Origin of the sequence: Pseudoxanthomonas suwonensis (assembly GCF_010093235.1) — a bacterium.
Taxonomy (GTDB): domain Bacteria; phylum Pseudomonadota; class Gammaproteobacteria; order Xanthomonadales; family Xanthomonadaceae; genus Pseudoxanthomonas; species Pseudoxanthomonas suwonensis.
Genome location: NZ_PDWP01000005.1, coordinates 15,647 through 28,022, shown reverse-complemented (window position 1 = coordinate 28,022; position 12,376 = coordinate 15,647). Strand labels below are relative to the sequence as shown.

Annotated in this window: 9 protein-coding genes; 6 read left to right on the top strand and 3 right to left on the bottom strand. The window is 71.3% G+C overall.

The features are described from left to right. Positions 1-48 precede the first annotated feature (48 nt). A complete protein-coding gene (locus CSC68_RS03255; protein WP_162202069.1) occupies positions 49-1,110 on the top strand; it encodes a LacI family DNA-binding transcriptional regulator in 1,062 nt (353 codons plus the stop codon). A 23-nt stretch (positions 1,111-1,133) separates the two neighbouring features. Here the strand turns inward: CSC68_RS03255 and CSC68_RS03250 are convergent, their stop codons facing one another. The 3 genes from CSC68_RS03250 to xylB all read right to left on the bottom strand — a co-directional run bounded on the left by CSC68_RS03250 (position 1,134) and on the right by xylB (position 5,544). Continuing rightward, positions 1,134-2,579, bottom strand: coding sequence for a sugar porter family MFS transporter (locus CSC68_RS03250; protein WP_162202068.1), 1,446 nt, complete (start codon positions 2,577-2,579; stop codon positions 1,134-1,136). 99 nt (positions 2,580-2,678) lie between these two features. Then, positions 2,679-4,013, bottom strand: coding sequence for a xylose isomerase (gene xylA, locus CSC68_RS03245; protein ID WP_162202067.1), 1,335 nt, complete (start codon positions 4,011-4,013; stop codon positions 2,679-2,681). 40 nt (positions 4,014-4,053) lie between these two features. Beyond that, complete coding sequence (gene xylB / locus CSC68_RS03240; protein WP_162202066.1) at positions 4,054-5,544, bottom strand: xylulokinase; 1,491 nt, start codon at positions 5,542-5,544, stop codon at positions 4,054-4,056. A gap of 378 nt (positions 5,545-5,922) precedes the next feature. On the opposite strand from xylB, the gene CSC68_RS03235 reads away from it, so the two are divergent. The 5 genes from CSC68_RS03235 (at position 5,923) to plsB (ending at position 11,924) form a co-directional block, all read left to right on the top strand. Further along, complete coding sequence (locus CSC68_RS03235; protein ID WP_125112010.1) at positions 5,923-6,453, top strand: DinB family protein; 531 nt, start codon at positions 5,923-5,925, stop codon at positions 6,451-6,453. Positions 6,454-6,504: 51 nt separating this feature from the next. Further along, positions 6,505-7,383 (top strand): 5'-nucleotidase, lipoprotein e(P4) family, encoded by an 879-nt coding sequence (locus tag CSC68_RS03230; RefSeq protein ID WP_162202151.1) that lies wholly within the window; start codon positions 6,505-6,507, stop codon positions 7,381-7,383. Continuing rightward, positions 7,380-8,099 carry an orotidine-5'-phosphate decarboxylase gene (pyrF, locus tag CSC68_RS03225; protein ID WP_162202065.1) on the top strand — a complete coding sequence of 240 codons (720 nt, stop codon included), beginning with the start codon at positions 7,380-7,382 and terminating at the stop codon, positions 8,097-8,099. Before CSC68_RS03230 ends, pyrF begins: the two co-directional genes overlap by 4 nt. Positions 8,100-8,323: 224 nt before the next feature. After that, entirely contained in the window at positions 8,324-9,268 is a 945-nt protein-coding gene (locus CSC68_RS03220; RefSeq protein ID WP_162202064.1) for a hypothetical protein, read from the top strand. A 7-nt stretch (positions 9,269-9,275) separates the two neighbouring features. Then, complete coding sequence (plsB, locus tag CSC68_RS03215) at positions 9,276-11,924, top strand: glycerol-3-phosphate 1-O-acyltransferase PlsB (RefSeq protein ID WP_162202063.1); 2,649 nt, start codon at positions 9,276-9,278, stop codon at positions 11,922-11,924. Positions 11,925-12,376 lie beyond the last annotated feature (452 nt).

Genomic DNA, 12,376 nt, shown 5'->3' with positions numbered 1-12,376 from the left:
GAAGCCACAGAGCGCGGCGGCGCCGCAGTCCATGGGGAGGGAACGCTTTTGGCCACCACCAGCAAGTCCGCACGCCGCAAGGGACGGGCGGTAACGATCCACGAGGTGGCCGCGGCGGCCGCGGTCTCGCCGATGACCGTGTCGCGGGTGATCAACGGCAACGCCAACGTGCGCCCGGAGACCCGCGAACAGGTCATGCGCGCGGTGCGCGAGCTGGGCTACACCCCGAACCTTGCCGCCCGTTCGCTGGCCGCGGCGCAGGGCACGCGGATCGCGCTGATCTACACCAATCCCTCCGGCGCCTACCTCAGCGAGCTGCTGGTCGGCGCGCTGCGCGGCGCGGCGCGCTCGGCCGTCCAGCTGGTGGTCGACAGCTGGGATGGACTCAATGCCGAGGCCGAACGCGCCGCCGCGCGCGCCCTCGGACGCAGCGTGGCCGGCGTGCTGCTGCCGCCGCCGCTGTGCGAATCCAAGGGCGTGGTGGCAGAACTGGTGGCCGCCGACGTGCCGGTGGTCGCACTGGCCTCGGCCCGCTTCGGCGACGACGTCTCGCACGTGCGCATCGACGATTTCCGCGCCAGCCGCGAGATCACCGAACACCTGATCGCGCTGGGACACACCCGCATCGGCTACATCAAGGGCCATCCCAACCAGACCGCCAGCGCCCGGCGCTACGAAGGCTTCCAGGCGGCGCTGGCCGCGGCCGGCATCGCCCAGGACAGCGGACTGGTGCAGCAGGGCTACTTCACCTACCGCTCCGGCCTGGAGGCAGCCGAGAAGCTGCTGTCGCGCAAGAAGCCGCCGACGGCGATCTTCGCCAGCAACGACGACATGGCCGCCGCGGTGGTCTCGGTCGCGCACCGGCGCGGGCTCGACGTCCCGCGCGACCTGTCGGTGGTGGGCTACGACGACACCTCCGCGGCCACCACCGTGTGGCCGGAACTGACCACGGTGCGGCAGCCGATCGCCGCCATGGCCGACTCGGCCATGGACATTCTGGTGCGCGCGATCAACCGCAGGGAAAAGGACGTGCACATGGTGGTCGACCACGTCGTCGCCCACGAACTGGTCAAGCGGGACTCGGTGGCCCCGCCCGTCGCCGGGAGCTGAAACGGGCTTGGGTCCCGGCAGGATCATCCTTCCATCTGCTCCAGCTCGCGGCCGCGGGTCTCGCGCACGAACCGCAGCACGAAGAACCCCGACAGCACCGCCGCCGCCGCATACAGCCCGTAGGCCGCCGCCAGGCCGATGCCCGCCAGCAGCATCGGGAAGGTCCAGGTGATGACGAAGTTCGCCACCCACTGCGCCAGCCCCGCCACCGCCAGGCCCGAACCACGGATCTGGTTGGGGAACATCTCGCCCAGCATCACCCACATCACCGGGCCCCACGAGGCGTTGAAGAACACCACGTAGGCGTTGGCCGCCACCAGCGCCACCAGGCCCATCTGCCCCGGCAGCTGCAGCTTGCCGGCCGCATCCAGGGTCCCGGTCGAGAACGCCCAGGCCACGATGCCCAGGGTCACCGCCATGCCCGCCGAACCCACCCACAGCAGCGGCTTGCGACCGACCTTGTCCACCAGGACGATCGTCACCAGGCAGGCGCCGATGCTCAGCGCGCCGGACAGCACGTTGATCAGCAGCGCGTCGTTCTCCGAGAAGCCCACCGCCTGCCACAGCACCGCGCCGTAGTAGAAGACCACGTTGATGCCCACCAGCTGCTGGAACGTGGCCAGGCCGATGCCTACCCACACGATCGGCCGCACCTTGCCGGTGGCCTTGCTGATCAGGTCCGACAGCCGCGGACGGTGGTGGTCGGTCGCCAGCGAGGCGTCGATCTCCGCCAGCTTGCGCGCCCCGCCCTGCTCGCCGTACAGCCGCGCCAGCACCTTGCCTGCCTTCTCCTTCAGGCCGCGCGCCACCAGGTAGCGCGGGCTCTCCGGGATGAAGAACAGCGCCACCAGGAACAGCAACGCCGGCACCAGCTCGGCCCAGAACATCCAGCGCCAGGCCTCGTAGTCCCACCACAGCACCTCGGTGGACGCGCCGGCGTGCCGCGCCAGCCACCAGTTGCTCAGGAACGAGAAGAACAGGCCGGAGATGATCGCGATCTGCTGCAGCGTCGCCAGCCGGCCGCGGTAGCGCGCCGGCGCCACCTCGGCGATGTACGCCGGCGACAGCACGCTGGCCGCGCCCACGGCGAAGCCGCCGATCACCCGGTACACCACGAACTCGGCCGAGGAGGTGGCGATGCCCGAGCCCCAGGCCGATACGATGAAGAACACCGCCGCCCACAGCTGCATCGTGCGCCGGCCGTAGCGGTCGGCCAGGGTGCCGGCGAACCAGGCGCCGACCGCGCAGCCCAGCAGCATCGAGGCCACGTTGAAGCCGGTCACCGCCGCGTCGGACTGGAACGCCGCGGTCAAGCCATCGACCGTGCCGTTGATCACGCCACTGTCGTAGCCGAACAGGAAGCCACCGATCGTGGCCACCAGGCTGATCAGGATGATGAAACGCGTGTTCTCGCCGCCGGCCGCTTCGATGCTCGTCGCGCCAGGCTGCGTGGTCTCTACAACCGCCATCGGGGGCCCCTCCCTCGAGAATCCGTGCGCCCGCCGGCGAACGGCTGGCGGGCACGGTGCGGTCGCCGGGGCGCACCACGCGCCCCGGCGCTGGCTGGGTCAGCGACGCAGCAGGTACTGGTTCAGCAGGTTCTCGTAGCGCTCCTGCTTGCCGCTGGTCTGCTTCGGCTCGCCGATCTTCGCCGCCAGCGAGGCCAGGTCGGCCAGGCCCAGCTTGCCCTCCTCGAAGGCCTTGCCATCGCCGGAGTCGAAGCTGGCGTAACGCTCCTTGCGCCACTGCTCCCACGGCGAATCGTTGAGCAGCGCGTGGGCCACTTCCAGGCCCTTGGCGAAAGCGTCCATGCCACCGATGTGGGCGATGAACAGGTCCTCCATGTCGGTGGACTCGCGGCGCGGCTTGGCGTCGAAGTTCAGGCCGCCGACCAGGCCGCCCTGGCGCAGCACCACCATCATGGCGCCGACGGTGTCGTACAGGTCGGTCGGGAACTGGTCGGTATCCCAGCCGTTCTGCGCGTTGCCGCGGTTGGCGTCGATGCTGCCCAGCAGGCCGTGGTCCGAAGCCACCTGCAGGTCGTGCTCGAAGGTGTGGCCGGACAGGGTGGCGTGGTTGGCCTCGATGTTCAGCGAGAAGTCCTTCTCCAGGCCGTGCTCCTTGAGGAAGCCGGCGACGGTGGCGCTGTCGAAGTCGTACTGGTGCTTCATCGGCTCCATCGGCTTGGGCTCGATGAAGAACTGGCCCTTGAAGCCGATGCTGCGGCCGTAGTCGCGGGCGGCGGTCAGGAAGCGGGCGAAGTGCGCCAGCTCGCGCTTCATGTTGGTGTTGTGCAGGGTCGCGTAGCCCTCGCGGCCACCCCAGAACACGTAGTGCTCGCCGCCCAGCTCGACCACCGCGTCCAGCACGTTCTTCACCTGCACCGCGGCGCGCGCGACGACGGCGAAGTCCGGGTTGGTGGACGCGCCGTTCATGTAGCGCGGGTGCGAGAACAGGTTGGCGGTGCCCCACAGCAGCTTCATGCCGGTGGCGTTCTGGCGCTCCTTGGCCAGGCCGACCAGGTGCTTGAGGTTCTTCTCGTAGGTGCCGATGTCGTCGGCGTCCGGCGCCAGGTCGACGTCATGGAAGCACCAGTACGGCACGCCCAGCTTGGTGAAGAACTCGAACGCGGCGTCGACCTTGGCCTCGGCGGTGGCCATCGCATCGCCCTTCTCCCACGGGAAGCGGCGGGTGCCCGGGCCGAACGGGTCGGCGCCGGCGTTGCAGAAGGTGTGCCAGTAGCAGACCGCGAAGCGCAGGTGGTCGCGCATGGTCTTGCCGCCGATCACCTTGTTGGCGTCGTAGACCTTGAACGCCAGCGGGTTGTCCGATTCCGGACCTTCGTAGGGGATCGCGCCGATGCCGGGGAAGTATTCGGTGGCGCCGATGAAAGGCTTGCTCATTTTCGGGGTTCCGTTTGGGAGTTCGTGCAGCTGGGATGCGTCAGGCGTACAGCGGCCGGATCGCGTCGAGGTGGGAAAGGAATCGGGCGTACTGCGCCGCGTAGGCGGCCGTTGCCTCGGCGTGCGGGTGCGCCGACAGGCGCGGCTCCAGGCGCACGTGCGCGGCCGCCAGCGCGGCCAGGTCGGAGCTTCCGCCCTGGGCACGACCGGTGGCCCACAGGGCCTGCAGGGCGGCGCCGAAGGCAGCGCCCTCGGCCTGCTCGGGCACGTCCACCGGCAGGCCGAACACATCGGCGACCATCTGCCGCCATACCGCGCTGTGGCTGCCACCGCCTGTCAGGCGGATGGCCTCGAAGCGCATGCCGGCATCGACGAAGGCGTCGTAGCCGTTCTTGAGGCTGTACACCGCGCCTTCCATCGCCGCGCGATAGAGGTTGGCCACGGTGAAGTTGGTGGCGGTCATGCCGAACAGGCTGCCGCGGCCGTTGGGCAGGTTCGGGGTGCGCTCGCCGTTGAGGAACGGCAGCATCAGCAGGCCGTCGGCGCCCGGGCGGGTGCCGGACAGCAGGGCGTCGCCCTCCTTGGTCGAGAAGCTGCACAGCTTGCCCACCGCCTCGGTGGCGACGGTGCAGTTCATGGTGCAGATCAGCGGCAGCCAGCCGCCGGTGGAATCACAGAACGCGGCCCAGCGGCCGGCCGCGTCCACCATGGCGCGGTCGGAGTAGGCGAACAGCGTGCCGGAGGTGCCCAGGCTCATGCTCAGCACGCCCGGGGTCACGTTGCCGGTGCCGATGGCGGCCATCATGTTGTCGCCGCCGCCGGCCGACACGCGCACGTTGCGCGGCAGGCCCAGGGCGTCGGCGATGTGCGCGGCGATCGGGAAGGTGGCGTCGGCCTCGACCAGCGGCGGCAGCAGCGCGGCCAGGTCGCGGTCCGGATCGGTGGCGCGCAGCATCTCCGCCGACCAGCGGCGGTTGCGCACGTCCAGCCAGCCGGTGCCGGAGGCGTCGCCGCACTCCATCCAGCGCTCGCCGGTCAGCCAGAAGTTGACGTAGTCGTGCGGCAACATGATCGAGGCCAGTTGCGCATAGGCCTGCGAGCGGTGCTTGCGGGTCCACGGCAGCTTGGAGGCGGTGTAGCCCACCAGGATCGGGTTGCCGGCCAGCTCGATGCTGCGGGCGGCGCCGCCGACGGCGTCCATGATCAGGTCGCACTCGGCCGCGGTGCTGGTGTCGCACCACAGCTTGGCCGGGGCCAGCACGTTGCCGTCGCGGTCCAGCGGCACGAAGCCGTGCTGCTGGCCGGACACGCCGATGGCGACCACGCGCTCGCGCAGGGCCGGATCCAGCCGCGCGAAGCAGCTGCGGATCGCCTCGATCCACCACTCGGCGCGCTGCTCGCGGCTGCCGTCGTCGCCGGCGGCCAGCTCCAGGGCATGGCCGATGGTGGCCGCGACCTGGCGCGCTTCCGGGTCGTAGGCGACCAGCTTGACGCTCTGGGTGCCTACATCCAGGCCGACGTACAGGCTCATGCGCGCACCCCGTGCGCGGACGCGCGGCGTTGCGGCCGCGGGGTTGGACAGCTTGCAGGGGCTTTGCTCATGGAGCGCTCCGTTGCGCGGAAACTTCGCCAAGGTCCCGCCAGCCAAAGGTTGTTGCACCGCAACAAATGCTTCGGCCACGACCTGGCCCGGGCGGGTCCTACGCCCCGTCCGGGCGCCAAGTTAGCGGTATCATTTTGCGCTTTCTACCATGATCAGCCCACGCGCGCATGCTGCGGGTGCGCACGCACCGCGACGCCGTTCACCCTCCACAGCGGCGGGAACCTGCCCCCCTGCCTGTTCAGGTTCGACCCCGGAGCCGGCGCGCCATGCGAAGCTTCGGATCCCCTGTCGCTGGCTGCTCCTGACGTGCGCGACCACTTCGCCCTGCTGGCCGATTACAACCAGTGGATGAACACGTCCCTGCACGCCGCCGCCGGCCAGCTCGGCGCGGATGCGCTGGTCGAGCCGCGCGGCGCGTTCTTCGGCTCGATCCTGGGCACGCTGAACCACCTGGTGGTGGCCGACACGATCTGGCTGCAACGCTTCGCCGCCAACGACCCTGGGCACTGGCAGCCACTGCGGGCGGTCGCCGCCCTGCCGCCGCCGCGCCGCCTCGACGAAGCCGCGTGCGCGGACCTGGACGCCTGGTGGGTTCGCCGCCAGCTGCTGGACCAGGCGATCTCCGCGTGGATCCGAACCCTGCAGCCCGGCGATCCGGAACGCATCCTGGAATACCGCAACATGGCCGGCCAGGCGCACCGGCGTCGGCTGTCGCACCTGCTGCTGCACTTCTTCAACCACCAGGCCCACCACCGCGGCCAGGCCACCACCCTGTTCCACCAGCTGGGCGTGGACGTGGGTCCGACCGACCTGCTGCTGCGCCTGCCGGCGGCATGAGCCCGCCCGGCGAGCCGCTAGAATGCGCGTTTGCCGTTGCGAGACCGTTCCATGCGCCCTGCCCCGATCTGCGCCACCATGCTCGTGCTGGCGCTTGCCGCCTGCCAGCCCGTGCGGCCCGATGCCCCGCCCGCCGCGGCGGCCACCGCCGCCGTTCCTGCCGATGACAACCTCAATGCGGTGTTGTGGGTGCAGCGCTCGGCCGAGTACCGCGCCCTGCTGGAGCAGGCCTACCGCGCCGCCACCGACAAGCTGGACGCGGCGCTGGCCGATCCGCAGTGGAACGCCCTGGTGGAAGGCGAACGCGAGGGTGATGGCGCCGGGCTGAAGCCGGCGGTGGTGCTGGACATCGACGAGACCGTGCTCGACAACTCGCCCTACCAGGCGCGCCTGGTGCGCGACGGCGGCGAGTACAGCGATCCGTCCTGGGACGCCTGGGTCGAGGAGCGCAAGGCCCGCGCCGTGCCCGGCGTGGTCGAGTTCGCCCGCGCCGCCAACGCCCGCGGCATCACCCTGGTCTACATCTCCAACCGCGCCGTGCACCTGACCGAGGCCACCCTGGACAACCTGCGCGCGGAAGGCCTGCCGGTCGAGGGCGAGGACGTGTTCCTGGGCCTGGGCCTGAAGGTGCCCGGCTGCGAGCAGCACGGCAGCGAGAAGGACTGCCGCCGCATCCTGGCCAGCCGCAAGTACCGGGTACTGATGCAGTTCGGCGACCAGCTCGGCGACTTCGTCAGGATCGGGGACAACACCCCGGCCCGGCACCAGGCCCTGCTCGAGCGCCATCGCGACTGGTTCGGCAGCCGCTGGTGGATCCTGCCCAACCCGACCTACGGCGGCTGGGAACCTGCGCTGTTCGACAACAACTGGAAGCAGCCGCGCGAGGCCCGGCGCGCCGCCAAGCGCGCCGCCCTGGAGACCGCGCCGTGAGCCGCGCCCCGCTGCCGCTGGCGCCAGAGGAGCGCCTGATCTTCGCCCTGGACGTGCCCGGCCGCGCCGAGGCCGTCGAGTGGATCGACCGCCTCGGCAACAGCGTGCGCTTCTACAAGATCGGCATGGAACTGCTGGCCTCCGGCGAGTACTTCCAGGTGCTGGACCTGCTGGGCCAGCGCGGCAAGCGCGTGTTCGTGGACCTGAAGTTCTTCGACATCCCGGCCACCGTGGCCGGGGTGATCCGCGGCCTGGGCCGCTGGAAGGTGGACTACTGCACCATCCACGGCTGGCACCCGGCGATGATGCAGGCCGCCGCCGAGGCCAACCAGGGCGACATGCGCCTGCTGGCAGTGACCGTGCTGACCTCGATGGACGGGGCCGACCTGCGCGCCATGGGCATAGGCGGCGAGCCCGAACAGGTGGTGGTCCAGCGCGCGCTGGCCGCCCAGGCCGCCGGCATCGACGGGGTGATCGCCTCCGGGCGCGAGGCCGGGCCGATCCGCCGCGCCACCGGCGCCGGCTTCTCGATCGTCTGCCCGGGCATCCGCCCCGATGGCGGCGGTGGCGACGACCAGAAGCGCAGCGTGGGCGTGGCCGAGGCCTTCGCCGCCGGTGCCGACGCGATCGTGGTCGGCCGCCCGATCCGCAATGCCGCCGATCCGGCGGCCGCCGCCGCGCTGATCCAGCAGCAGATCCGCGATTCGCTCAAATAAAATCAGTCGCTTGCAATATGTAACCTAACGTATTGCATTAGATTCACGGGCGGGCTAGAGTCGCCCGCAGCCGGCCTTGCCGGCGCCGTGCCACAACACGATGTCCTCCGGCACCTGCCGGATTGGGGGAGGCCTTGGCCTCCCCGTTTTGTGTCGGGGGTCGTTGCCGTGGCAACCCCCCAGCGGCCACACTCAGGGGCAGGGGGCCCCAGGACCAAGACCGCATGTACCGATCGAGCCTCGCCCGATCCATCACCCGCGCACGCCTGTGCGTGCTGCTTCCGGCCGCGCTGCTGTTGCTGGCCGCCTGCAGCCGGGATGCTTCCGCGCCCGGCGAGCTGCCCGGCGCGGGGAGCGAACCGGCCGGCGCCGTGCGCCAGCTGGCCGGGCACCTGCAGGACAACGACCTGGTCGCCTTCGCCCGCGACGCCCTGCCGCCGGACACGCACGCGGCCCTGGCCGAAGCCTGGCGGCGCGACCAGAGCCGCTGGCCGCTCACCGAGCTGCCGCTGGACGACCAGCTGCCCTCGCTGCTGGCGAGCCTGGGCGGGCCGGGCGCCGAGGCCGAGCTGCGCCGCCGCTTCGACCACCAGCTGGCCGGGCAGGACACCGCCCTGCGCGACGCGGCACGTTCGCTTTCCCTGTTCGGCGTGCAGTACCTGCGCCAGCAGGCGCATTACACCGACGAGGAGCGCGCCCACTACGTGCAGACGGTCGAGGCGCTGGGCGCCTGGGCCGGCCAGGCCCCGCTGGGCGACCGCGAGCTGGGCCATGCGGCGATCGACCGCCTGGCCGCGGCCGCGCGCCAGACCGGGCTGGCCAGCGACGAGGACCTGCGCGAGGCCGGCATGGAGGACAGCCTGCGTCGGCTGGGGCCGTTCCTGGCCGCGGTGAAGGCCACCACCGCCGACTACGGCCTGGACCTGGACCAGAGCCTGGCCGACCTGCGCACCGGCCTGGTCCAGGAGGACGGCGACCAGGCCACCGTGCTGCTGCACTACCCGCTGGGCGGCCGCGAGATCGACACCACCCTGCGCCTGACCCGGATCCGCGGCCACTGGTACCTGGACGGCTACCTGGAGGAGGCCGCGCGGGTGCTGGCCGCCGCAACCCCGGCCGGGGACCTGCCGGAGCCGCCCGCCGCCCCTGCCGGTCCGGGTGGGCGATAATCGCCCAATGCCAGAACAGAACCCGCTGCCTTTCCCGGCCCCCGGTGCCGAGGGTCCCGCCGCCGGCCAGGCGTCGCCGCAACCCGGCCAGCCCGGCCACGGCCTCCCGGACGGCGAACCGCCGCGCATCCCGCCCGCCCCGCGGCCGGCCGCCACTGCCCGCCGGCCCCTGTGGGCGCGCCTGCTGGGCCGGGTGGTCGATCCGTGGCTGGAGCTGAAGCTCGAACCGGCGCAGCAGCCGCAGGATGACCCGCGGCCGATCTGCTACGTGCTGGAGAACTACGGCCTTTCCAATGCGCTGATCCTGGACAAGGCCTGCCGCCAGGCCGGCCTGCCCTCGCCGCTGGTCCCCCTGGCGGGCGACCCGCTGGGCCGCCGCCGTGCCTACGTGGCCCTGTCCCGGCGCAACGTCACCCCGCTGATCCCCGACCAGCGCCCGGGCTCGCGTACCCATTCGGACTCGCTGGCCCGGCTGCTGCAGGCCCACCGCGCCGACCCGGCGATGGACGTGCGCCTGGTGCCGGTGTCGATCTTCGTCGGCCGCGCCCCGGACCGGCAGAGCGGCTGGTTCTCGGTGCTGTTCTCGGAGAACTGGGCCATCGTCGGCCGCTTCCGCCGCCTGCTGGCGCTGCTGCTCAACGGCCGCGACACCCTGGTGCGCTTCGCCGATCCGATCTCGCTGCGCGAGAGCGTGGACGAGGGCCTGCCGCCGGAGCGCACCGTGCGCAAGCTGCAGCGCGTGCTGCGCGCCCACTTCCGCCGCATCCGTGCCGCGGTGATCGGCCCGGACCTGTCCACCCGGCGCCTGCTGGTGGACAAGGTGCTGGCCGCCGACACCGTGCGTGAGGCGATCGCCGACCAGGCGCGCCGCGACGGCACCCGCCCGGCCGAGGCCTGGAAGAAGGCCCACGCCTACGCCTGGGAGATCGCCGCCGACTACTCGCACCCGGTGGTGCGCTCGGCCAGCTTCATCCTCACCCCGGTGTGGAACAAGATCTACCGCGGCGTGCTGGTGCACCACCTCGACCGGCTCAAGGAGGCAGCGCCGGGCCACGAAGTGGTCTACGTGCCCTGCCACCGCAGCCACATGGACTACCTGCTGCTGTCGTACCTGCTGTACGAACGTGGCATCGTGCCGCCGCACATCGCCGCCGGCATCAACCTCAACCTGCCGGTGGTCGGCACCATCCTGCGCAAGGGCGGCGCCTTCTTCATGCGCCGCAGCTTCCGCGGCAACCCGCTGTACTCGGCGGTGTTCACCGAATACGTGGCGCAGCTGGTGTCCGGCGGCTACTCGCTGGAGTACTTCATCGAGGGCGGGCGCTCGCGCACCGGCCGCCTGCTGCAGCCCAAGGGCGGCATGATCGCGATGACCGTGCGTGCCTACCTGCGCCAGCCCACCCGCCCGGTGCTGTTCCAGCCGGTGTACATCGGCTACGAGAAGCTGATGGAGGGCAACAGCTACCTGGACGAGCTGTCGGGCAAGCCCAAGGAGAAGGAGTCGATCTGGTCGCTGCTGATGGGCATTCCCAAGGTGCTGCGCAGCAACTACGGCCAGGTGGTGGTGAACTTCGGCGAGCCGATCCGGCTGGGCGAGGTGCTGTCCAGCCACGCCCCGGAATGGGACGGCCGCCCGCTGGCGGAGGACGAGAAGCCGTCGTGGCTGGCCGACACCGTCGACGCCCTGGCCCAGCGCATCCAGGTGCGCATCAACGGCGCCGCCGACGTCAACCCGATCAACCTGCTGGCGCTGGCCCTGCTGTCCACGCCCAAGCACGCCATGGGCGAGCGCGACCTGCTGGCGCAGATCGCCCTGTCCAAGACCCTGCTGGCGGAGCTGCCGTATTCGGACCGCACCACGGTCACCCCGCACACGCCGGAGGAGATCATCGCCCACGGCGAGGAGATCGGCGTGCTGCGGCGGATCCCGCATCCGCTGGGCGACGTGCTGAGCGTGGACGACGACACCGCGGTGCTGCTGTCGTACTTCCGCAACAACGTGGCGCACCTGTTCACCCCCTCGTCGTGGATCGCCTGCTGCTTCCAGCACAACCGGCGCATGAGCCGGCGCACCCTGGTGCGGCTGGGCCGCACCGTGTATCCGTTCCTGCAGGCCGAGTTGTTCCTGCCGTGGGACGAGGACGAGTTCGCCGCGCGGATCGAGCGGATCGCCGACGTGTTCGTGCGCGAGGGCCTGCTGTCCCAGGCCAGCGACGAGGAAGGCGGCATCCTGCAGCGCAGCCCGGGCCAGAGCGACGAGGTGTTCCGCCTGCGCGCGATCGGCCACACCCTGCAGCAGGCGTTCGAGCGCTACTACATCGCCATCTCGGTGCTGGTGAAGAACGGCCCCGGCACGCTGGGCGCGGCCGAGCTGGAGAGCCTGTGCCAGCTGGCGGCGCAGCGGCTGAGCCTGCTGTACGCGCCGGCGGCACCGGAGTTCTTCGACAAGAGCCTGTTCCGCGGCTTCATCCAGAAGCTGCGCGAGATGCGCCTGGTGTGGCCGGACCAGAACAGCAAGCTGCTGTTCGACGAGCGGCTGGATGCCTGGGCCAAGGACGCCAAGCTGATCCTCGGCCGCGAGCTGCGCCACACCATCGAGCGCGTCAGCCCGGAAGCGGTGCAGCCCGCCGAGGCGGAGGTGCCGCCGGCGGACTGACCGGCGGTGCGCCGGATGGCCGGCCTGCCGGTCATCCGCCCCTTCCAGGCAGGCGTTCCCGGCGGGCCAGGCAGGCCCACCCGTAGCCAGCTTCATCCGCGCGTATCTGCGGCCACAGCCGCTGCCAGCGGCGATGCCTGTGCACGGCCGGCAGCTGCGCGACCGCGGCCGTGCCAGACCGCTCCAAACGGTTGCCTGGACTTTGCGGGAGCGCCATCCGGCGCCGGACAGGCCGGCCGGTGCGCGGCTGCGGGACGGGATGCGGGTACCCGAAAAGGCACGACGCCCGTGCGAGACCTCGCACGGGCGTCGTCCCGACCTCCTTGTCCGCCGGCTCCTGCCCGTCCCCCACGGGCCTGAGCCGTCTGCCCGCCGATGCCCCCACACCGGCTTCCGGGCAGAAGCGGCCGCGAGGCCGCGCTGTACCCCGCCACCTTGCCGCGCCCCCCCTG

Excerpts from the sequence above, each read along its gene's own strand:
- plsB (WP_162202063.1), top strand. The coding sequence starts at position 9,276 with ATGCCAGAACAGAACCCGCTGCCTTTCCCGGCCCCCGGTGCCGAGGGT.
- xylA (WP_162202067.1), bottom strand. The coding sequence starts at position 4,013 with ATGAGCAAGCCTTTCATCGGCGCCACCGAATACTTCCCCGGCATCGGC.
- CSC68_RS03230 (WP_162202151.1), top strand. The coding sequence starts at position 6,505 with ATGCGCCCTGCCCCGATCTGCGCCACCATGCTCGTGCTGGCGCTTGCC.
- CSC68_RS03250 (WP_162202068.1), bottom strand. The coding sequence starts at position 2,579 with ATGGCGGTTGTAGAGACCACGCAGCCTGGCGCGACGAGCATCGAAGCG.
- CSC68_RS03220 (WP_162202064.1), top strand. The coding sequence starts at position 8,324 with ATGTACCGATCGAGCCTCGCCCGATCCATCACCCGCGCACGCCTGTGC.
- xylB (WP_162202066.1), bottom strand. The coding sequence starts at position 5,544 with ATGAGCCTGTACGTCGGCCTGGATGTAGGCACCCAGAGCGTCAAGCTG.